The 22,152-nt window shown below is 59.8% G+C and carries 19 protein-coding genes; 8 read left to right on the top strand and 11 right to left on the bottom strand.

Annotated features, from left to right (window positions below):
• The first annotated feature begins 98 nt into the window (after positions 1–98).
• Both V6R85_RS08625 and V6R85_RS08620 read left to right on the top strand, forming a co-directional pair.
• Positions 99–551, top strand: coding sequence for a pseudoazurin (locus tag V6R85_RS08625; RefSeq protein ID WP_060727445.1), 453 nt, complete (start codon positions 99–101; stop codon positions 549–551).
• Positions 552–789: 238 nt separating this feature from the next.
• The gene (locus V6R85_RS08620; protein ID WP_004430117.1) at positions 790–1,947 is read left to right on the top strand and encodes a DUF2333 family protein; all 1,158 of its coding nucleotides are present in this window, start codon (positions 790–792) and stop codon (positions 1,945–1,947) included.
• Positions 1,948–1,978: 31 nt separating this feature from the next.
• Here the strand turns inward: V6R85_RS08620 and V6R85_RS08615 are convergent, their stop codons facing one another.
• Positions 1,979–2,695 carry a helix-turn-helix transcriptional regulator gene (locus tag V6R85_RS08615; RefSeq protein ID WP_004430116.1) on the bottom strand — a complete coding sequence of 239 codons (717 nt, stop codon included), beginning with the start codon at positions 2,693–2,695 and terminating at the stop codon, positions 1,979–1,981.
• A gap of 100 nt (positions 2,696–2,795) precedes the next feature.
• Complete coding sequence (locus tag V6R85_RS08610; RefSeq protein WP_004430114.1) at positions 2,796–3,317, bottom strand: TIGR00645 family protein; 522 nt, start codon at positions 3,315–3,317, stop codon at positions 2,796–2,798.
• Positions 3,318–3,659: 342 nt separating this feature from the next.
• Here V6R85_RS08610 and V6R85_RS08605 point away from each other — a divergent pair, with 342 nt between their 5' ends.
• Positions 3,660–5,900 (top strand): TonB-dependent hemoglobin/transferrin/lactoferrin family receptor, encoded by a 2,241-nt coding sequence (locus tag V6R85_RS08605; RefSeq protein WP_112958657.1) that lies wholly within the window; start codon positions 3,660–3,662, stop codon positions 5,898–5,900.
• A 56-nt stretch (positions 5,901–5,956) separates the two neighbouring features.
• Here V6R85_RS08605 and V6R85_RS08600 read toward each other — a convergent pair whose 3' ends face one another.
• On the bottom strand, positions 5,957–6,901 hold the full coding sequence (locus V6R85_RS08600) for an extensin-like domain-containing protein (RefSeq protein WP_111781823.1): 945 nt from the start codon (positions 6,899–6,901) through the stop codon (positions 5,957–5,959).
• Between the two features lie 282 nt (positions 6,902–7,183).
• Between V6R85_RS08600 and V6R85_RS08595 the strand changes: the two genes are divergently transcribed.
• Positions 7,184–9,373 (top strand): anthranilate synthase, encoded by a 2,190-nt coding sequence (locus V6R85_RS08595; protein WP_065695268.1) that lies wholly within the window; start codon positions 7,184–7,186, stop codon positions 9,371–9,373.
• Complete coding sequence (locus tag V6R85_RS08590; RefSeq protein WP_162695560.1) at positions 9,370–9,882, top strand: GNAT family N-acetyltransferase; 513 nt, start codon at positions 9,370–9,372, stop codon at positions 9,880–9,882. Before V6R85_RS08595 ends, V6R85_RS08590 begins: the two co-directional genes overlap by 4 nt.
• Here the strand turns inward: V6R85_RS08590 and V6R85_RS08585 are convergent.
• Entirely contained in the window at positions 9,879–10,823 is a 945-nt protein-coding gene (locus V6R85_RS08585) for an HD-GYP domain-containing protein (RefSeq protein ID WP_080866346.1), read from the bottom strand. The genes V6R85_RS08590 and V6R85_RS08585 overlap by 4 nt on opposite strands.
• 277 nt (positions 10,824–11,100) lie before the next feature.
• Between V6R85_RS08585 and ade the strand changes: the two genes are divergently transcribed.
• A complete protein-coding gene (gene ade, locus V6R85_RS08580; protein ID WP_004430092.1) occupies positions 11,101–12,795 on the top strand; it encodes an adenine deaminase in 1,695 nt (564 codons plus the stop codon).
• Between the two features lie 191 nt (positions 12,796–12,986).
• Here the strand turns inward: ade and aac(6') are convergent, their stop codons facing one another.
• Together aac(6') and bglA are read right to left on the bottom strand one after the other, a co-directional pair.
• A complete protein-coding gene (gene aac(6'), locus V6R85_RS08575; protein WP_111784868.1) occupies positions 12,987–13,439 on the bottom strand; it encodes an aminoglycoside 6'-N-acetyltransferase in 453 nt (150 codons plus the stop codon).
• On the bottom strand, positions 13,436–15,100 hold the full coding sequence (bglA, locus tag V6R85_RS08570; protein ID WP_111792264.1) for a beta-galactosidase BglA: 1,665 nt from the start codon (positions 15,098–15,100) through the stop codon (positions 13,436–13,438). Before bglA ends, aac(6') begins: the two co-directional genes overlap by 4 nt.
• A 153-nt stretch (positions 15,101–15,253) precedes the next feature.
• Here bglA and V6R85_RS08565 point away from each other — a divergent pair, with 153 nt between their 5' ends.
• Together V6R85_RS08565 and V6R85_RS08560 are read left to right on the top strand one after the other, a co-directional pair.
• On the top strand, positions 15,254–16,174 hold the full coding sequence (locus tag V6R85_RS08565) for a sugar kinase (protein ID WP_004430082.1): 921 nt from the start codon (positions 15,254–15,256) through the stop codon (positions 16,172–16,174).
• Between the two features lie 197 nt (positions 16,175–16,371).
• Positions 16,372–17,421, top strand: coding sequence for a bifunctional monoglucosyl/glucuronosyl diacylglycerol synthase (locus V6R85_RS08560; RefSeq protein WP_004430079.1), 1,050 nt, complete (start codon positions 16,372–16,374; stop codon positions 17,419–17,421).
• A 192-nt stretch (positions 17,422–17,613) separates the two neighbouring features.
• On the opposite strand, the gene V6R85_RS08555 is transcribed toward V6R85_RS08560, so the two are convergent.
• The 5 genes from V6R85_RS08555 to V6R85_RS08535 form a co-directional block, all read right to left on the bottom strand.
• The gene (locus V6R85_RS08555; protein ID WP_162695559.1) at positions 17,614–18,225 is read right to left on the bottom strand and encodes a hypothetical protein; all 612 of its coding nucleotides are present in this window, start codon (positions 18,223–18,225) and stop codon (positions 17,614–17,616) included.
• A gap of 120 nt (positions 18,226–18,345) precedes the next feature.
• Entirely contained in the window at positions 18,346–18,954 is a 609-nt protein-coding gene (locus tag V6R85_RS08550) for a DUF2026 family protein (protein ID WP_111834688.1), read from the bottom strand.
• Positions 18,955–19,167: 213 nt separating this feature from the next.
• Positions 19,168–20,598, bottom strand: a complete 1,431-nt coding sequence (gene der, locus V6R85_RS08545) for a ribosome biogenesis GTPase Der (RefSeq protein ID WP_111781828.1) — start codon at positions 20,596–20,598, stop codon at positions 19,168–19,170.
• 133 nt (positions 20,599–20,731) lie between these two features.
• Complete coding sequence (locus V6R85_RS08540; protein WP_003510369.1) at positions 20,732–21,403, bottom strand: tetratricopeptide repeat protein; 672 nt, start codon at positions 21,401–21,403, stop codon at positions 20,732–20,734.
• A 155-nt stretch (positions 21,404–21,558) separates the two neighbouring features.
• Positions 21,559–22,143: an NnrU family protein gene (locus tag V6R85_RS08535; RefSeq protein ID WP_060725187.1), complete on the bottom strand. Its 585-nt coding sequence runs from the start codon at positions 22,141–22,143 to the stop codon at positions 21,559–21,561.
• Between the last annotated feature and the right edge of the window lie 9 nt (positions 22,144–22,152).

Below are 22,152 nucleotides of genomic sequence, written 5' to 3'. Positions count from 1 at the left end.
TGCCGCATTTGATTTTCCGCAAAGATGGCTGCCCTGCTCCCGGGCTAAGACGACAGCGACACATTCGCGTGGATGTGCTTTCTCTCAGGAGCAAAATTATGCAGAACAGAACTGCCAAATTCGCCGGCCTCGCCATTCTCGCAGGTCTTTTCGCCTTTCCCGCCCTTTCTGCCGAAATCGAAGTGAAGATGCTCAACAAGGGCAGCGACGGCCAGGCGATGGTTTTCGAACCCGCGACCGTCAAGGCCGCCATCGGCGACGTCATCACCTTCGTCCCGGTCGACAAGGGTCATGATGCGGCAGCCGTGAAGGACATGATCCCTGAGGGTGTCGCCGACTTCAAGGGCAAGATGAACGAGACGGTGAAGGTGACTGTCGAGAAGGAAGGCGCCTACGTCGTCAAATGCACACCGCATCTCGGCATGGGCATGATCGCGCTCGTCGTCGTTGGCGATGCGGCACCGGCCAATCTGGACGCCGTCAAGAACGGCAAACTGCCGAAAAAGGCGCGCGACCGGCTGAATGACGAGATCGCCAAGCTCGGCCTCTAACCGCATATCCCTTCGGTTCCGCGGCGGCCGTTGTTCCACAATCGGTGTGGAAAGCCATAACGGCCGGCGCGGACCGCAGGTTGAGAAAAGTTTCGCAATCATGTTGTATCCCGGTTGACCGGGACATATCTGGAAGACAGTAAATGACCGCGGTTTATACGAAGCGCCGAAGGGTGCGGCCGGACCGAGGTTCTTTCTTCCGGCGTCCAGCCCCACGGGCAGAGGAGACTATGACGACATGATCGACCGGATCACCGCCTGGATTCAGGCAGCCTTCAGCGCCATCGGCAGGGCCGCCGGTCTTCTCGTCGCCTGGCTTTTGTGGCCCTTCATGGCTGCCCATGGCTGGTATCAAGGCCGCAACTGGATCATCAAGGGCCCGATCGCTCTGGTTCTCATCCTGCTTGCCGGCTTTTACGGATATTTCGTCTGGCAAACGCAGGTCTGGAGCAATTTCGATCCGGATTACATTTCCCGCTACAAGCTTGCCGAACGTACCGTGCCGCCCGGACAGGAATTGCCGGCCGCCAGCCCGACTTCGCCCGCCGGCGCAACGGGTGCCGCCGCCAACACATCCGCGCCTGTTTGCCAGCGTTCGGCCATCGTCGACGCCGCCGCGGATCTCACCGATTTCAACGTCAACCAGAACGCCTGGATTTCCTCCATGCTGCTCTATCGTCTCGGCCTCTTCGGCATGGACTGGGACAGCACGCCGTTTCTGGACAACAAGGCCTCGTTCCAGCGCGGTGTAAACCAGGCCGTGCGCCGCACCTCTGTTGAACTGGTGGATACGCTCGGCCGCGTGCGCGGAACCTCCGGCATCAATAACAATCTCCAGGAAGCGCGCGGCAACATGCAGTTCAGCGAATATTCCTGGTATTTCGGTCTCGATCCCTTCGGCCCGAAGACGCCGACCCCCAGCTATTACCGCGCCGCCATCCGCAGCTTCCAGGCCTTCAACGGCGAACTCACGGCCTGCAAGGCGGTCTTCGATACCCGCGCCGACAACCTGATCCAGTTCATCGACCGTATCGCCGGCGACATCGGTTCGACATCGGCGATCCTGCGCGAGCGTTCGGAAAACTATAATGGCGGCTGGTTTGACACCCGCGCCGATGACCGTTTCTGGTTCGCTTATGGCCAGCTCTACGGCTATTATGGCGTGCTTTCCGCCGCTGGATCGGACTTCGCACAGGTCATCCGCGAGCGTAACCTGACCAACCTGTGGAACGACACGCTGTTGCAAACCCGCGCGGCGCTGCGCATCCAGCCGGCGATCATTTCCAATGGTGAGGAAAGCGGCTGGATCATGCCGTCGCACCTCGCCACCATGGGATTTTACGTTTTGCGGGTGCGCTCTAATCTCGTCGAGCTTCGCTCGGTTCTCGACCGGTAGGGCAGAGGCCTCCCCCGGACGACAGGATCGATCAGTCTATCAGGCCAAGGCGTATGGCCTTGGCCACGAGCTGGGTGCGGTTGACGCAGTCGAGCTTGCGGATGGCGTTGTTCATATAGGCATTGACGGTATGTTCCGAGATGGAGAGAAGCTCGGCGATCTCCACGGAGGTCTTTCCCTGCGCCGTCCAGCGCACGACGTCGAGTTCCCGTTTCGTCAGTGGCGAGGGACCCCTGGAATTGGCGCGACAAAGGCGGTCATAAACCTCCAGCGCATGCAGCACGATCATGCTCAGCTCGTTCAGCGAGGCTTGCGGCAGGACATCGCGATCGCCTGCGAAATTCATCAGATGCCGGTTGCCGTACATGCCGTGCACCGGCACCATGAGACCGGAGGTAATGCCCATGCTGCTTAGCGAGGCCGCCGCATGCAGCAGCGGTCCACCGGCAATATCCGGGTCCTGCAGCGACCAATATTGCGGCATCATCGATGACGCGCCGCGCTTGATGACGGGACAATCCCCAAGTGCGCCATCCTTGGTCATCGCATTCACAACCCAGATCGGCAGGCTGCTTTCAACGACCGTGGGCAAGGCATAAACATTTTGGCCGCCGGGTAACCGCAGCAGGGTCACATAGGCGTAACCGAAGGCGCGCATCACCTCCCGCAGCGCCTCCAGCCATTGGGATTTGTCGGCCGCAGCCGACAGATCGTCACAAAGTCTGGCCTGGCGCTCCGTCTTCGCCATTCACGCGCCCTCGCCGCGCCGGGACGCGCTGCCCGGAGCGAGAAACATGCAGCATGGCCAGGACGGGATTGCGACCTTCATATCGGCTGGACCATCCTGATCAAAGCACCGGCTTTTCGGATTTGTCCTTCGGCTTTGCCATCAGTTTTTCGAGGAAACCGAGCATGACCGCCGAGACGACAAAAGCCAGATGAATGATGGTGAACCACATCAGCTGGCTGTCCGTATACTGGCTGGCGTTGAGGAATATCTGCAGCAGGTGGATCGATGAAATCGCCACGATCGACGACGCGACCTTGATTTTGAGGCTGCCCGAGTCGAGCTTGCCCAGAAACGAAACCTCGGCATCCGACTCGTCGAAGCGGCTGACGAAGTTCTCGTAACCGGAGATCATCACCATGACGATCAGGCTGGCGACCAGCGCCGCATCGATCAGCCCGAGCATGGCAAGGATCATATCCGCTTCGTCGTAAGTGAAGACGTTTTTTGCAACCTTCAGAAACTTGAGCATGAAGGAAAATGCATAAACCGCGAGCGCCGCGACGAGCCCGAGATAAAAGACCACAAGCAGCCAGCGGCTGGAGAGAATGATCCGCTCGACGAGCAGTTCAAGAGACTTCATTTCCGTATCCGATTAATAATCTGTTTATTGTTTCGCCATGTAAACTGGCTGCGAATATCCTAGCAAGCGGCAATGTCGGGACTTTGACCGTATCGCGGCGTTTTCGCACCCATTCACCAGCCGGACTCCGCCGAGGATAGGCGTCGTATTTTTGCAACATACCGTTATGCTTTAAAACATGATGTAAAAAGTCATATATAATATGTTGACAGTTATCATCATGTTTTTTAGTCCTCGCTTATCGGCTCGCCCGTAACAATCAAAACAGTTTCAGCCGCGGCGGCAAACGCGGCGTGCTTTCGCACGCCGTGGCCCATTCGCGCGCCTACCTGGGGGTACTTCATGTCCATTTCGCGCACGCAGTCTGCGTTGCTTCTGTGCACTGCCATCTCTCTCCTGCCGCTTGCCGGCCCCGCACGGGCACAGGATGCCGCTTCGCAGGCGGACGGCACCACCGCGCTTGAAAAGATCGTGGTCAAGGGCAAGCGTGTCAAAAGCGCCAATGCCGTCGCCGACACGCCGCTGGCAAGCCAGACCACAGCGGAAGACATCCGCAAGAAGGACATCGCCAGCATCAAGGACCTCGGCAACAGCACGGAACCGGGCGTCGATTACGTGGATGCCAAGCCCGGCAGGCCCGGCGGATTGTTCATTCGCGGCCTCGGCGGCGCGCGCGTCGTCACTTTGATCGATAATATTCCTGTTCCCTACTTCAACAATTTCGCCCGTCAGGGCCAGGCCACCACCACTCTCAGTGATACGAATTCGAGCTTCGATTTTTCCTCGCTTTCGACTGTTGATGTGGTGCGCGGCGCCGATTCCAGCCGCATCGGCTCCGGTGCTCTCGGCGGCGCGCTCGTGCTGCGCACGCTCGAGCCGGAAAACCTGATCGGCGAAGGCAGGGACTGGGGTGGTGTGGCCAAGACCACCTATGACAGCGAAGACAGAAGTGTCGGCGGATCGATCGCCGTCGCCAAGAAGATCGAGAACACCTCGGTCCTGTTCCAGGGTTCCTACAAGCGCGGCAACGAGACGGACAACAAGGGTACGGCCGACGTCTACGGAACGCGCCGCACCAAGCCCAACCCCGCCGATACCTATGAAAGCAACCTGATGTTCAAGATCCGCCAGGATCTTGAAGGCGGTCACCGCATCGGGCTGACGGCCGAGCGTTATTCGCTGAGAGACCGCAGCGACATGAGGACCCTGCAGGGCGTCAGCGTATCGGGATCGACCTACCGGATCGGCGACTACCGGGGCTACGAGGACACCGAGCGTGACCGCGTATCGCTCGATTATGAATACGAGGCGCCCTCGACCGACGGCGTGATCGACGCCGCCAATCTCTCGCTTTACTGGACGCGCCTTTCCAAGGAGTCCGGCGCGGGCGACCGCCTGACCAACAATTCGCTCTATATTCGCGAAGACAGCATGCGCAATAGCGCATTCGGCATCGTCGGCGGCCTCGAATCCGGTTTCGAGCTTGGCGGCGTGCAGCACACAGTCCGCTTCGGCGGCAACGCCATGACGACCGATTTCAGCCAGGAACTGTTCGCCAATACGGCCGGATCGACCTCGTCTTCGCAATCGGACATGCCTGACGTGAGCGGCAAGAGCCTCGGCCTTTATCTCGATGACGAAATCGCCTTCGGCAACGGCTTCCGTCTTACCCCTGGCCTGCGCTTCGATTCCTACGACTACGACCCTGACGGTTCGGTTTCCAGCAATGGCGGCTACAGAACCTTCGGCCTGCCGAGCGGCAACAGCGGCTCGCGCTTCTCGCCGAAGCTTCTTGCAACTTACGACGTCACCCCGGAACTGCAGCTCTTCGCACAATGGTCGATGGCCTATCGTGCCCCGACGATCAACGAACTGTACCTGAACTTCTCCAACATCAGCTCCGGTTACGCTGTTGTCGGCAATTCCGCCCTCAACCCCGAGACCAGCAATGGTTTCGAAATCGGCGCGAACTATGCCTCCGGCGACCTTACCGGAAGCCTGACGCTGTTCCACAACAAGTACAAGAACTTCATCGAGCAATACACGACCTCGACCACCCTGTTCCCCGGCTTCGGCGGCAGGGGCAACGGATCGCTCTTCACCTATCGCAACCGCAACAATGTCGAAATCTCCGGTGTCGAAGCCAAGGTCCGCAAGGATCTCGCAAACGGCTTCTTCGCCCATGCCTCGCTTGCCTACGCCTATGGCAAGGACACCGATACCAACGAGTTCATTCGCACGGTCGCGCCGTTCAAGTCCGTCCTCGGCGTCGGTTATGCGCAGGATGTCTGGGGTACGGAACTGACCGGCGTCTTCTCGTCCGGCGTGCGTGACGACAGGGTGGCCAACACCTTCGATGCCCCCGGCTACGGCGTCTTCAACCTGACCGGCTGGTGGGAGCCGGAACAGACCAAGGGCCTGCGCATCCAGGCCGGCATCTACAACCTGTTCGACAGGAAATACTGGAATGGGGTCGGCGTCCGCGACGTGAACCCGAATTCCGTCAGCACCGTCAACCAGCCGGTCGATTTCTATACGGAAGCAGGCCGCACCTTCAAAATCTCCCTGACCCAGAAATTCTAAATCCGGGCGGAAATATCATCTCCAGTCGGGGCGGCCTTCGGGTCGCCCCTTTTTTGTCAGCGGCAATAGAGATAGCTGCCCTTGCGTTCCAGCACGTCGAGATGCAGGTGATCCTGATGGGTCGCGTCGCTGCCGGGCGAAAGAACCGTGCGGAAGAACAGGCAGGCGGCGGCCGTAATCGTGCGCTGGAAAGCGCCTTCCGGCGTCCCGTCCTCGACCCGCGGCTTCATCACCAGCGGCTCGCCCTTGTCGAAGGAAATGGTGGAAATATCCACGGCATTGCCCTTGGCATGTTCGGAAATCTTGCCGTTTTCCGCGCTGTTGCGGTTGCGGCAGATATAGGTCGAGGCATTGGCGATGGCCGTCACCTTTTTCTCCGGCAAAGCGAGAGCCGCCGCCGGCAACATCATCTCCTTGGTCCAGCGGGAAAGCGCAAGCGCGGTTTCGCAACGCATGGTGCCCGATGGTTCCAGCTTGATACCGGGCAGAACCACGGAAAGCTCGACAGGCGCTTCGATGCCGCAGCCCTGCTCGGCATCGCGGATCGGCTCAAGCTGCTTGAACTCAGCGCCGATCTCCTTCAACGCGCCAAGGCATGCCTGAAGTGCGGCCGGATCTTCCGGTTTCACCGGCTCCGGTGGTTTCTCGTCGGGTTTGGCCGCCTCGTCACCGGGCTTCTTACGCTCCCCGTCGTCCTTGCCCTCGCCTTCCTTTCTGGCGTCATCGGAACCTTTATCAGCGGGTGTCTTTTCATCATCCGATTTCTGCTCCTCCGAAGCCTGCGGCTTCGCGTCCGGTTTCTGCTCTTCCGGGCGCTGCGGTTTAGGGGCCGGTTTCGGCGCTTCCGCCGGGCTTTGCGGCATCTCGTCCGATGGTTTTTCAGAGGGGGTGGAGGATTGCCCCTCGCCCGGTTTTGGCTGCGGCACCGGTACCTGCGCCGGCGGTTCAGAGGCGGAAATCAATGCGAGGGTGGCTACCAGAAGACACAGACGATGAAGCATTTTTCGGGGCACTCCTGACCGTTTCGGCAGGAGAGCAACGCAGCGGCGGCCGGTAAGGTTCACTCCCTTGCCGAAATCCGCTTGCCAAGGCGGATCGTGCACGCTAACAATTTTCCCATGAATATCGTGTCTAAGAACATTGCTAACTGGTGGTGGGGCAGCTTTTCGCGGCCTTGACCAGTCATGTCTTCAGACAAAGTCCAAGCCGCCCGAATTTTCAGGCGGCTTTTTTGTTATTTTGCCGCCTGTCATCGGGCCTGAACAACAGGAAGTACGAAAGAAATGGTAACGATCATTCAGGATGACGGAGCGGAAACCTACGAGACGAAAGGCGGCATCAAGGTCAGCCGAAAACGCCGGCCCGCCGACTATGCCAACGCCATCGATAATTATATCGAAAAGCTCGATTCCCATCGCGGCGCGGTATTCTCGTCCAACTATGAATATCCCGGCCGTTACACCCGCTGGGATACGGCCATCATCGATCCGCCGCTCGGTATCTCCTGTTTTGGCCGCAAGATGTGGATCGAGGCCTATAATGGCCGTGGCGAAGTGCTGCTTGGCTTCATCACCGAAAAGCTGAAGGCGACGCCCGATCTCACGCTTGGCGCTTCCACCACACGCCGCCTCGATCTCACCGTCAACGAGCCGGACCGCGTCTTCACCGAAGAAGAACGCTCGAAGATCCCGACCGTCTTCACCGCACTGCGCGCCATCGTCGACCTCTTCTATTCGAATGCGGATTCGGCCATCGGCCTGTTCGGCGCTTTCGGTTACGATCTCGCTTTCCAGTTCGACGCGATCAAGCTGTCGCTGGCGCGGCCGGAAGACCAGCGCGACATGGTGCTGTTCCTGCCCGATGAAATCCTCGTCGTTGACCACTATTCCGCCAAGGCCTGGATCGACCGCTACGATTTCGAAAAGGCCGGCGTGACGACGGACGGCAAGTCCTCCGAAATCACACCCGAGCCGTTCAAGACCACCGACACGATCCCGCCCAAGGGCGATCACCGTCCCGGCGAATATTCCGAACTTGTCGTGAAGGCCAAGGAAAGCTTCCGCCGCGGCGATCTGTTCGAGGTCGTTCCCGGCCAGAAGTTCATGGAACGCTGCGAAAGCAATCCATCAGCGATTTCGCGCCGCCTGAAGGCGATCAATCCCTCGCCCTATTCCTTCTTCATCAATCTCGGCCATCAGGAATACCTGGTCGGCGCGTCGCCGGAAATGTTCGTGCGCGTCTCCGGCCGCCGCATCGAGACCTGCCCGATCTCAGGCACCATCAAGCGCGGTGACGATCCGATTGCTGATAGCGAGCAGATCCTGAAACTGCTCAACTCGAAAAAGGACGAATCCGAGCTGACCATGTGCTCGGATGTGGACCGCAACGACAAGAGCCGCGTCTGCGAGCCAGGTTCGGTGAAGGTCATCGGCCGCCGCCAGATCGAGATGTATTCGCGCCTCATCCACACGGTCGACCACATCGAGGGTCGCCTGCGCGACGATATGGACGCCTTTGACGGCTTCCTCAGCCACGCATGGGCCGTCACCGTCACCGGTGCGCCCAAGCTGTGGGCCATGCGCTTCATCGAAGGCCATGAAAAGAGCCCGCGCGCCTGGTATGGCGGCGCGATCGGCATGGTCGGCTTCAACGGCGACATGAATACCGGCCTGACGCTGCGCACCATCCGCATCAAGGACGGCATCGCAGAAGTGCGCGCCGGTGCGACGCTGCTCAACGATTCCAACCCGCAGGAAGAAGAAGCCGAAACCGAACTGAAGGCATCCGCCATGATATCAGCCATTCGCGATGCAAAGGGCACCAACTCGGCCGCCACCAAGCGCGATGCGGCCAAGGTGGGCAACGGCGTCAAGATCCTGCTCGTCGATCACGAGGACAGTTTCGTGCACACGCTGGCGAATTATTTCCGCCAGACGGGTGCCACGGTTTCCACTGTCAGATCGCCGGTCGCAGCTGATGTGTTCGATCGCTTCCAGCCCGATCTGGTCGTGCTCTCGCCCGGACCGGGCAGCCCGACGGATTTCGACTGCAAGGCGACGATCAAGGCCGCCCGCGCCCGTGACCTGCCGATCTTCGGCGTCTGCCTCGGCCTTCAGGCGCTGGCGGAAGCCTATGGCGGCGAGCTTCGCCAGCTTGCGGTGCCGATGCACGGCAAGCCCTCGCGCATCCGCGTGCTGGAACCCGGCCTCGTCTTCTCCGGTCTCGGCAAGGAAGTGACCGTCGGCCGTTACCACTCGATCTTCGCCGACCCCGCCACCCTGCCGCGTGATTTCATCATCACAGCGGAAAGCGAGGACGGCACGATCATGGGCATCGAACACGCCAAGGAACCCGTTGCCGCCGTTCAGTTCCACCCGGAATCGATCATGACGCTCGGCCAGGACGCCGGCATGCGCATGATCGAGAATGTCGTGGTGCATCTGACCCGCAAGGCGAAAACCAAGGCGGCATGATGGTGGCTACCGACGCCATCAGCATCGAACCCATCCGGGCGGAGCACGTTGAAAGCTTTCACCGTGCTCTCGATGCGGTATCGCGCGAGCGGAAATATCTGAGCTTCCTGGAGGCGCCGCCGCTCGATTCGGTTCGCGCCTTCGTTCTCGACATGATCGAAAACGACCATCCGCAATTCGTGGCGATTGCGGATGGGGAGGTGGCCGGCTGGTGCGATATTCGCCGCCAGAGCAGAGCAACCCGCGCCCATTGCGGCACGCTCGGCATGGGCATCCTGCCCGCCTATCGTGACAAGGGACTTGGCGCGCGGCTGATGCGGCGGACACTCGATGCCGCCCGTCAATGCGGGCTGCATCGTGTCGAGCTAAGCGTACATGCGGACAATGCGAGAGCAATTGCGCTTTATGAAAAGATCGGTTTTGTGCATGAAGGCCGAGCGCGCGACGCCGTCCTGATCGACGGGCGTCACATCGACAGCCTCAACATGGCGATCATCTTCGGCAGCTAACCCCTCGGCAGCGAGGCCGAAATACACAGGGCAAACTTTTTCAGAAGCTGCATGTCGAAATGCCCCTCCCGGCGCAGCATCCATGTCAGCGCTTCATTCGCCGTCCACGGCTTCTTGTAGGGCCTGACCGAGGTCACGGCGTCATAGACGTCGCAGACCGCCGCGATACGGGCGTAAAGGCTGATCTCGCCACCCGCACGGCCACTCGGATAACCGCCGCCATCCATCCGCTCATGATGATTGAAGCAGACATCAAGCACCATTGATGGCATCTGCGCGTTGCGCGACAATATATCCCGGCCGAATGCCGGGTGAAGATTGATGATCTCCCGCTCGCTGGCGCTCAATCCTTCCGCCTTGTTGAGGATCGATGAGGGGATTTCCACCTTGCCGATATCATGCAGCAACCCGCTGATGCCGAGCAGATTGACTGTTCCCCTGTCGAGCCCGAGATAATTACCGAAAAGAATCATCAGGCCGCTGACGGAGACCGAGTGCACAAAGGTCGTTTCGTCTTTCGATTTCAGGCGGGTGACGCCGATGAAAATCGCCGGGTTCGACTGCACGGCATCGGAAATCTTGCCCGCCGCCGCAGCCATGCCCTTCAGCGAGACACTGCCGCCGGCTTCAGCGGAGGCAAAGGTTTCGGCAATGGTATCGGCGGCCGAGCGTACGGCATGAGTAACGGCAGCCACGGTTTCCGGGCAATTGCACAATGGCGGTGAAACGGCTGCAGAACGCTTGCTGCCTTCGGTGTCGTGCCCCTTGGCCGTGTTGATGACGATGCTTTCGGCGCCGCTCAATTTCAATTGACGCATTAATTCCTCATGCCGCAAAAGAAAGCGGTGCCGCTTTAAAAATCCCTGGTTCGAAAGCGTTCCTTCGACCGCTTCGATAAACATGCCAAGCGTCAGTTGCTGGGTGGAAATTCGTTTGAGCATCAGATGCTTTTATTTTCCTTCCCGGGAATGATAGCCTGAAACCGTAATTCGTAAAAATGCCGGCGTGTAACCGGTTAAACTACAAAGGTGAAGTCAAGCCTTCCCAATTTGCCTAAACTTGAACCTCGAAAGATTAGATAACACAAATATGAAAATTTTTTACTCCGGATATATTTAAAACCCAAAGAATCAATCCAAATAGACCAAGAAACAACCTTAGAATGTAAATAGTGAAAACTATCGCATACGACGCAAACCAGGAGCCGAAGAAACCCGCATGAATTCCAGACTTGAAACGCGCATCGACCAGGGTACGGGCCGTGAACCGGCGGACATGGTTCTCAAGGGCGGACGCTTCTTCGACCTCGTTACCGGAGAACTCGTCGCGTCGGATATCGCCATATGTGGCGACACCATCGTCGGCACCTGCGAGAACTACAAGGGCCGACAGGAAATCGACATTTCCGGAAAAATCGTCGTTCCGGGTTTCATCGATACGCATCTCCACATCGAATCGTCACTGGTGACACCGCACGAATTCGACCGCTGCGTTCTGCCCTATGGCGTTACCACCGCCATCTGCGACCCGCACGAGATCGCCAATGTTCTCGGTGTTGAGGGGCTTCAGTTCTTCCTCGACAGCGCCATGGAAACCATCATGGACATTCGCGTGCAGCTCTCCTCCTGCGTGCCCGCGACCCATCTGGAAACATCAGGCGCCGATCTGCCGATCGAAAAGCTGCTGCCGTTCCGCGATCATCCGAAGGTCATCGGCCTTGCCGAATTCATGAATTTTCCCGGCGTCATCCACAAGGACCCGGTGTGCATGGCAAAGCTCGAGGCCTTCCAGGGCCAGCATATCGACGGGCACGCGCCACTTCTGTCCGGAACGGCGCTGAACGGTTATCTCGCCGCCGGCATCCGCACCGAACATGAATGCACCAGCGCCCCGGAGGCGCTGGAGAAAATCCGCAAGGGCATGCATATTCTGGTGCGCGAAGGCTCGGTCTCGAAGGACCTGCACGCCCTGATGCCAATCATAACCGAGCGACTGTCGCCCTATCTGGCGCTCTGCACCGATGACCGCAACCCGCTCGATATCGCCGAACAGGGCCATCTCGACTATATGATCCGCACGGCGATCGCCAGCGGCGTCGAGCCGCTCGCCATCTACCGCGCCGCCTCGATTTCCGCCGCCAAGGCCTTCGGTCTACGCGATCGTGGTCTCGTTGCACCGGGCTGGCGCGCCGATCTCGTGGTCGTCGACAGCCTGCAGAACTGCAAGGCCAGCATGGTGCTTTCCGGCGGCCGGATCGTCGATGACGCCCTGTTTGCCACGCGCAAACCAGTTGCACCCGTCGGTCTCGACAGCGTCAAGGCAAGGCCGGTGCTGGCGGCCCATTTCGGCGTGCCGGTCACGGAGGGCGAAAGCCCGGTCATGGGCGTGCTTCCCGGCAAGATCATTACCGAGCACCGCCGCTACAAGCTGCCGACGGATGGCAACCAGACCACCGTCGATCTTGAGAACGACATCATCAAGGTTGCCGTCATCGAACGCCATGGCAGGAACGGCAACCACGCCAATGGTTTCGTTCAGGGCTTCGGCCTGAAGAAGGGCGCGATCGCCTCAACCGTCGGCCATGACAGCCACAATATCTGCGTCGTCGGTGTCAACGAGGACGACATGGCGCTGGCCGCCAACCGGCTCGGCGAAATCAAGGGCGGTTTCGTGGTGGTGGAAGACGGCAGGGTCACCGGCGAGATCGCTTTGCCCGTGGCCGGGCTGATGAGCCTCGAACCCTATGAGACCGTTCGCGATACGCTGCACACACTCAGAAAAGCAGCCTATGCGCTCGGCACGACGCTGGAAGAACCCTTCCTGCAAGTGGCCTTCCTGCCGCTACCCGTCATTCCGCATTTGAAGATTTCGGATATGGGCATGGTGGATGTGGATCGGTTTGCGCTGATCTGATTGGCGGAAAATGCCTCGGCGGAAGACGGGAAACACGCATGAAACGCCAGCCTCATTCCTGTGCTTGTCGCAGGAATCCAGTCGACGCGCGTCTGCGCGGCGAGAGAGTCTTTTCAGCCCAACGACTTGGGCTGGCTAGATTCCTGTGACAAGCACAGGAATGAGGGAAGCATCTGCTGTGCCTCTGCCCCTCAATCCGAAGGCAGAAGCTTGCGGAAATAAACCACCCGCTCCGTTTCCTCAAATCCCAGCGCCGCATGCATGCGATGGGAATCGACATTTGCAATATCGGCATCGGATGCGAGTTCGGTGACGCCCTGGCTGATGGCCCAGCGGGTTACTTCGACCACGAGCGCTGCGGCAACGCCCTGTCTGCGAAACGTCTCCTCGACATAAATTCCCTCGAGAAACGCCACGGGCGACGTGTCGCAGCCGTTGACGTAATCCCGCCGCAGACTGACCTCGGCAAAACCAATGGCCGCTCCCGCCGGATCGTGGACAATAAATCCAGCCCCGGCGTCGGAGACGTCCTGCAACTCCGCCCTATGTTCGTCAGGCGTGGTATCCGGCCACAGGCGGTGTCGCAAAAGACACCAGTCATCCCGATAGTCGGCAGCGTTTCCGATGACGAATGGACCGCTCATACAACTGTCCCGCAAAACACATCCAGCCCATCGAGCTTGACAATCCCCGCATCGAACAGCGGCGCGAAACCCGGCATCGGCAGGATATCCGTGACCCGCATGCCTTTCGGTATCGGAAATTCCAGGGCGTCGCGCGTCAGGTTGAAAACGAACAGCAGTTTTTCGTCGCCCTTCTGGCGCGTGAAGGCCAGCACATCGAGATTGGTCTTGATGAAGTGCATGTCCCCATCGCGCAGCGCGCCGTGACCTTTGCGGAAAGACAAAACCGCACGATAGTGGTTCAGAACCGAATCCGGCTTGCGCTCCTGCGCATCCACGGCCTGCATGGCATGGACATAGGGCACCGGCAACCAGGGCTTTTCAGCGCTTGAAAAGCCGGCATTCGGCTTGCCGGTCTCCCACACCATCGGCGTGCGGCACCCGTCACGGCCCTTAAAGGCGGGCCAGAAGCGGATGCCGTAGGGATCGCGCAAATCCTCGAAGGCAAGTTCGGCCTCGGTCAAACCCAGCTCCTCGCCCTGATAAAGGCAGATGGAGCCGCGCAGGCTGGCGAGGACACAGATGGCGAGCTTCGCAACCCGTGTCTGTTCTTCAGTACCTTCAGAAAACCGGCTGAGGTGTCGCACCACGTCATGGTTGGAAAAGGCCCAGCAGACCCAGCCATCCGTTACCACCTTGCCGAAGGTCTCGACCGAACCGCGTAAGTGTTTGGCGCTGAAATCCGGTCCCAGCAGATCGAAGGTGTAGCACATGTTAAGCTTGTCGTTGCCGGACGTATAGGCCGCAACCGTCTTCAGCGACCGAGCCCCGTCACCCACCTCGCCCACCGTGGCGCGGCCTTCATATTCATCGAGCAGCGCGCGGAAACGCTTCAGGAAAGCCACGTTTTCCGGCCGGGTCTTGTCGTAGAGATGATCCTGCATGCCATAGGGATTGACGTCGGACGCATCGAGACCAAAACTTTCCTCGTCGAAAAGCGGCGGGTTGTCGCGCAAAAGCTTGTCGTGGAAATAGTGGTTGACGGTATCGAGCCGGAAACCGTCCACGCCGCGATCCAGCCAGAAGCGCACGGTTTCGAGAAGAGCATCCTGAACCTCGGGATTGTGAAAATTCAGGTCCGGCTGCGAGGCGAGGAAGCTGTGCATGTAATATTGCTTGCGCACGCCGTCCCATTCCCAGGCCGGTCCGCCGAACACGGAAAGCCAGTTTGTCGGCGCCGTGCCATCCGGCTTGGGATTGGCCCAGACATACCAGTCGGCCTTGCTGTTGGTGCGGCTGGCACGGCTGTCCACGAACCAGGGATGCTGATCTGAGGTGTGCGAAATGACCTGATCGATGATGACCTTCAAGCCCAGCCGGTGCGCCTCGGCCATCAGGGCGTCGAAATCGGCAAGCGTGCCGAACATCGGATCGACATTGCAATAATCGGAAACGTCATAACCCATATCGGCCATGGGCGAGGTGAAGAAGGGCGAGAGCCAGATGGCATCGACACCGAGCGAGGCGATATAGGGCAGACGTTTCGTCACCCCGGCAAGATCGCCATATCCGTCACCGGTCGTATCCTGAAACGAGCGCGGATAAACCTGATAGATCACCGCTCCCTTCCACCAGTCCGATTGCGCTTGGGGTTTGTGGACCGGGGCATGGGTTAGCGGCATGGGCGATCTCCTGATGGTTTGAGCGGAGAATATAAAGCCGACGCGGCCGCGTAAACCGGAACTTCGCACATGCACAAACGGCCAAAACCGCCCTTGTCAGCGGCACGCACTCGTCGTAAGCCGCATGGCTGGAAAAAACGGGAGGATGACAGCGTGGGCGGACGGTTTCTGTCGATTGGCGAATGCATGGTGGAACTGTCGCAGGCCGGCGACGGGCTGCTGCGCAAGGGTTTTGCGGGCGATACGTTCAATACCGCCTGGTATGCCCGCGCCTGCCTGCCGGAAGACTGGTCGGTCGATTATTTCACCGCACTCGGCGACGATCCGCTTTCGGAAGACATGCTGGCCTTCATTGCCGATGCCGGCATCGGCACCGAAAAAATCCGCCGTATCAAGGGCGGCACACCCGGCCTTTACCTCATCAACCTGAAGGATGGCGAGCGCACCTTCAGCTACTGGCGCAACGCCGCCGCGGCAAGACAGCTGGCCGCGGACGCGGATCATCTGCGCAAAACGGTCGAAAGCGCCGATGTTGTCTATTTCTCCGGCATCACGCTCGCCATTCTCGCCTCCGCGCATGATGTCGATACGTTTCTGGCGGAACTGCGCCGCGCCAAGGCGGCGGGCAAGCTCGTGGTGTTCGACCCCAACATCCGCCCGCGCCTGTGGGCGGACAAGGACAACATGCTCGAGACCATTTCCAACGGTGCGCGCGCCGCCAAGCTTGTCATGCCGAGCTTCGATGACGAGGCGAGCCATTTCGGCGATGCTTCCGTTGAAGCGACCATCGACCGCTATCGTTCACTCGGCGTCGAAAACATCGTGGTCAAGGACGGCGCCAAGGGTGCGACGCTCGATTTCGGCGGCAGCCGCAGCCACGCCCCGGCGGAAAAGGCCGTGGACGTGGTGGATACGACAAGCGCCGGTGACAGCTTCAACGGCGCGTTCCTCGCCCGTTATGTGACCGGCAGTTCCCCGGAGGAAGCGGCCACCTTCGCCGCAAGGGCGGCGGCAACCGTCATCGGTCACCACGGCGCGCTGATCAGCCCCGAGCTGCTTCCGCTGGTGGGATAGCCCCCTATCTGCCCCTCATTCCTGTGCTTGTCACCGGAAACCGGCCGACGTGCGTCTACGCGGCGGAGAGCCTCCTCTCAGCCGCTTCCCCGCTGTCAAAAGCCCTGACATGATCCTGTAACACGCACGCCGCATATACGGACAGAAGCCGGGCAATGGGGATTCGCCCGCGCGCAGATGAGCAGGATCAGTGTTTCATGACGAGAATCACGATTGTCACAGATGCCTGGCACCCGCAGGTCAACGGCGTGGTTCGCTCGATAGAAAATACCAACACCGAACTGGCGCGGCTGGGTGTGGATGTGCGCATGGTCACGCCGCAGAGTTTTTACAGCATCCCCTGCCCCACCTATCCGGAAATTCGCCTCTCCGTCGCCGGCTATCGCCGTGTGGCGGCGGAGATCGAAAAAAGCCAGCCCTCCTTCGTGCATATCGCGACGGAAGGGCCGCTGGGCTTCATGGCGCGGCGCTGGTGCGTGAAGAACCGCATGCGTTTTTCCACCAGCTATCACACACGCTTTCCCGAATATGTGGCGGCGCGTTTCCCCGTCCCGGAAAGCTGGCTTTATGCCTTCGTGCGATGGTTCCACAATGGCGGCAACACCTGCATGGTGGCCACCCCGAGCCTTGAGACCGAGCTGGAAGCGCGCGGCGTGCGCAACCTGAAGCGCTGGAGCCGCGGCATCGACGCCGAGCTTTTCCATCCCCGCCCGAAGGCAAAGCTGCCTTTCGACCTGCCGAGGCCGATCTTCATGACGGTGGGACGTGTGGCGGTGGAGAAGAACCTGCCGGAATTTCTCGACCTCGACCTGCCGGGCTCGAAGATCGTCATCGGTGACGGCCCGGCCCGCCATGAATTGCAGGAAAAATATCCTGATGTGCTGTTCACTGGCGTCAAGACCGGTGAGGACCTCGCCGATGCCTATGCGCAGGCCGATGTCTTCGTTTTCCCCTCGAAGACCGACACATTCGGCAACACCATTCTGGAAGCGCTGGCAAGCGGCGTGCCCGTGGCCGCCTTCCCCGTTACCGGACCGATCGACATTCTTGGCGGCAACCCCGCCGCCGGCGCGCTGGACGACAATCTTCGCGATGCCTGCCTGGCGGCGCTTCATTGTTCGCCACAGGCGGCGCTGGCGCTCTCCAAAAGCTACAGCTGGGAAAAGGCCTCAAGGCAATTTCTCGACAATGTCATCCACGCCGCCGGGAAATCGCTGCCGCTGTTATCCCGTTCCCAACTTGCATGAAGGCAATCCCCGAGATTTTCTTTGGGAACAGTGGACGAAACCGAGCGGGAATGTCACAAGGCGATCAGGACGCGACTGCCGTTATCTTTAGAACGGGGTCGGGCTGCTGATTGACGTCAGGCGGCTGCCGCGAGAACACGCTGGCCGTCCTTTTTGCGGATGATACCCCGCCACATCCCTCGAGATGCCGCTTCAGGATAAGGGCAGAAGCTCTTTTTGCTGGGCAGCGCACCAGTGATTGATCTTCTCGACAACATCCTTTGGCGCGATCGGCAAGGCACTGCTGGGTATCACGACCACCGTCCCATGGAAAACCAGCACCAGACTATCCGGTGGCGTGATTGCGAGATGATAGCGCGCCCAGCTCAGTTGCACGGTGTCCAGCCGTGTGACCTGCTTGTAGCCCTGAGGCCCGATCTCGATCTGCGTTTGAGGTGAATACATTCGCTCGTGGGCGATATTCCAGTGAGCGAGAACCTCATAATAGGATTTCGCCTCCCGTCTCGCGCCCTGCCAGATAATAAACCAGATGGCGAGAGCCACGATCGGTGCGGGGGCGAACACCCAATAACCGACCACCGGCCAGACGCCCGGAAACCACGGCAGGCTTATGGAATAGATGAAAGCCGCAGCCAGCCCCGAAAATATCGACAGCTTGACTCGCGCTGAGGAAAAATGGCGAGCCCAGGACTTGTCGAAAATCATGCTGTAATTTTCATAAGCCTGATTTTGATAGCCGTAGACATAGGAAGGGACATGTTTCGGGTCGGGCGTGAAGCTTATTGAAATGGTGTCATCGGCCATAGGAGCACGTCGATCCCGTTCCTGTTGCAGCTCAGTCTGCGTAGCACCGGCGCCCTTATAAATCAAAAGGCCTTTCCCTACCAAACCTTCGGGATCGACGCCGTACCGCGTAACCTGCCTTCACCATGCTCCGGCAAGCGTTTGGCCGGACAGCGGCACGGTCCGCGCCTTGCCATCCCGATCCGTTACCGAGAGCGACGCCGCCATCTGTTTGGGCGATTTGCGGAACCAGTTGGCGGCAACGCTCGCCATATCGCCGATCATCGCCTGTTTGTGCCAGTCGGCGAAGCGCTTGGCCGTGGCTTCCGGCTCGGAGCGGTAAAAGAAATCGCCGGATTGCCCGAGATCGTTGATGGAGGCCGCCATGGCCGAGAGCGGCCGCTGGAACATCTTTGCCGGTACCGCAAGCGTATCGGCCCCTTGCGAAAAAGCGGGCGCCATGAAATCGATCGCCCATCCATCCGCCTCCACCCAGCAGTGGAAATTCTCGCCCGCGCCAGTCACATAACCGTCTTCGCGATGATCGGCGAACAGCAAAACCGTTCCGCCGAGATTATAGGCCGCGAGCCCGCCCTTCGGCACCGCCTTCACCTTGTAATGCTGCTGCAGGATGAACGCGCCGAAGGTGCTGAAATACATGGAGGCCGAAGCAGGATCGGCATTCTGGCTGAGGAGCAGGCTGTTGATGACCCGGTAAATCCTGAAATAGTCGGTCTGCTTGATCAACATGGTTTTTACTCTTCAAAACCGGACAGTGAAATTGGAGCGAGCTGGTGCCCCTTGTTTCTTCTCCCCGCCGGGGAGAAGGTCGCCGCAGTGGGATGAGGGGGCGACGGTCGTGATATACGGAGAGGTTGCCCCCTCATCTGACCCTTCGGGCCATCTTCTCCCCACGGGGAGAAGAAATACGCCGCAGCGCCGAGCTTCAAAAGCGGCGGCCGATTACCGCCTCTTCTTCGCCTTGCTCTCAAACGGATTGTCCGACCCGCGATAATGCACCCGGATCGGCACGCCCGGCATGTCGAAATCCTTGCGCAGACCGTTGACGAGGTAACGCGTATAGCTCTCGGGAATGGCTTCCGGCCTCGTGCAGGAAATCATGAAGGCCGGCGGGCGGGCCTTTACCTGCGTCATATATTTCAGCTTCAGGCGGCGGCCGGAAACGGCCGGCGGCGGATGCTGCGTCGTCTGCGAATCCAGCCAGCGGTTCAGCTTGGCGGTCGAGATGCGGCGGTTCCAGATCTTGTCGGTATCGATGATATTCTGCATCAGCCGGTCGAGGCCATAGCCCGTCTGGCCGGAAATCGGCACGGCGCGGATGCCGCGCGCCTGCGGCAGAAGCCGCTCGGTCTTTTCGCGCAGATCGGCAAGATAGGCCTGCGGGTCTTCGACCAGATCCCACTTGTTGAAGGCGAGCACGGCGGCGCGGCCTTCGCGGATGACGAGGTCAACCAGCTGCAGATCCTGCTTTTCGAACGGGATGGTGCTGTCGAACACGATGACGACGGTTTCCGCAAAGCGGATGGAACGCAGCGAATCCGCGACCGAGAGCTTTTCCAGTTTCTCCGTCACCTTGGCCTTGCGGCGCATGCCCGCAGTATCGAACATCTTGATGGTGCGGCCGCGCCAGTCCCATTCGACCGAGATGCTGTCGCGGGTAATGCCGGCTTCCGGGCCGGTCAACAGGCGGTCTTCACCGAGGAAACGGTTGATGAGCGTCGACTTGCCTGCATTTGGCCGGCCAATGATGGCGACGCGCAGCGGCTTGGTCTCGTCATAAACCGGCTCTTCGTCTTCTTCGTCCTCGCTGCCCGGCTCGCCGCGTGGCAGAACGATATCCGTCTCCGCCTCATCCACCTCAGGCGGGAAAGCGGCGTCTTCGCCGATTGCCTCGACAATGGCGTCACGCAGGTCGATCATGCCCTGGCCATGTTCGGCCGAAATCGGGCAAGGGTCACCGAGACCCAGCGTGAAGGCATCGTAGAAACCGGCGTCGGAACCGCGCGCTTCCGACTTGTTGGCCACCAGCACCACCGGCTTGCCGCGACGGCGCAGCATTTCGGCCAGCGTCTCATCGGCCGGTGTCAGGCCCGCCTTGGCGTCCACGACAAACAGCGTCACATCGGCTTCGTCAATCGCCGCTTCGGTCTGTGCCCACATGCGGCCCTGAAGCGTTTCCGGCCCGGATTGCTCCAGACCGGCGGTATCGATGATGGTGAAACGCAGGTCGACCAGCTTCGCCTCGCCGGGGCGGCGGTCACGGGTGACACCCGGCGTGTCGTCCACCAACGCCAGTTTCTTTCCGACCAGACGGTTGAAAAGTGTGGACTTGCCGACATTGGGGCGCCCGACTATGGCGACGGTGAAGCTCATTGATCTTGGTTCCCTAGAGCAAGTCTGCCCAAAACGTTACCTGTTTTGGGCAAAAGACATGCGTAAAATAAAGAGTTGGATCGCTTTGGCAATGCGAAGAAATGCCGGAGCGATCTTACGTGGCGAAGCGGCTTTAAGCAGCCTTGCCCGAAGCGGTGATGTTGTCGAGCATGATCTGCGCGCGGTTCGTCACGTTGCGCGGCGCCTGCGTGTCGCTGATGATCTGCTCGAACCATTGTTTGGCCTTGGCGAAATCGCCAGCCTTATAGGCGGCAAGACCCAGAGCCTCACGGGCAGACGCCCGCATGGTCTGGCCGTCGGTGCTCAAGGGCTCCGCAAGGGCGACGACCTGGTCATAGGTGCCGTTGTCCACCAGCAGCCATGCCGCACGCACCTTGGCGGTATCGCGGAAGACCTGCGGTGCGGAGGTGTCGTTGCCGATGGCGGTGAAGGCGGCGATGGCGCCGGCCGCATCGCCCTTCTGCGAAAGCAGCGTGGCCGAGCGGAACTTCGCCAGAACAGGGTAATTGCCGTGACCGGAGGTTTCGAGATCGGCGAAGGCCTTCAGCGCCTCATCCGTCTTGTTTTCCGAGGCAAGTTTCAGCGCCACGAGGAACTGGTCGCCGGAGTTGGAAGCGCGGCTGGTGTTCCAGTATTCGTAGATACCGGCGCCGGCGGCGCCCACAACCACGAGAATGGCGGCGCCGACGACCACGATACCGTAACGGCCCCAGAAGCGCGACAGCTGCTCGGAACGGATCTGCTCGTTCACTTCGCGGATAAAGGTATCATTTTCGTTTGCCATCAAATTCTCCGTTACCCGCGCGGAGATCGTCGCCGATCCATCCGTTCGCGGACATACCAAGCCGCTTACCCGGGTCAACGAAAGTCAGGCCAACCGGGTCATGGTCGGCCTTCTAGCCTATTTTGCCTGATATGTAAGGGGGAAACGTTGATTTCCTACATGGCGATGGGCTGAACGCCGATCAACCATTCGTGCAGTTTCAGGATGAAAGCACCCCACAGAACGATGCCGCCGACAACGGCCACCAGATCATAGCGGCTTGAAACGAAGTCGCGGACCACTTTTTCACCCGCGCGTTCCCGGCGCTTCAGCGAAATCCGCATCACCACGCCCCAGGCGAGAAACGATGCGAAGAGGAGGATCGAAGACGTCTCGCCATTCGCCAGAAGATGGGCGAGCGCCCAGATCTTGACGGAAAGGACCATCGGATGCTTGGTCTTCGTCGCAATATGGCCAGCCGGTATGAGGCTGGCGATAAGACAGATCATCGCGGGCAGCATCAGGGTCACGGCGATATGGCTCATCCAGACCGGCGGATACCACAACATGCCCGTCTCCTGCCTTGCTTCGCCGAAGGCATAGATGACAAGCCCGAGCGTGACGAGGCTGACGACGGAATAAACGCCCTTGAAAGGGCCTTCGCCCATCGTCGCGATCATGCGGGCGCGAAATTGCGGCGCGACCACCTTCAAAAGATGCGTCAGCAAAAACAAGGCAAGACAGAGTGCGAGAAAAAGCATGGAACACGG

Origin of the sequence: Agrobacterium sp. CCNWLW32 (assembly GCF_037083425.1) — a bacterium.
Classification (GTDB): domain Bacteria; phylum Pseudomonadota; class Alphaproteobacteria; order Rhizobiales; family Rhizobiaceae; genus Agrobacterium; species Agrobacterium radiobacter.
Note: the sequence above shows the minus strand (reverse complement) of the source record. Positions and strands in the feature narration are given on the sequence as shown.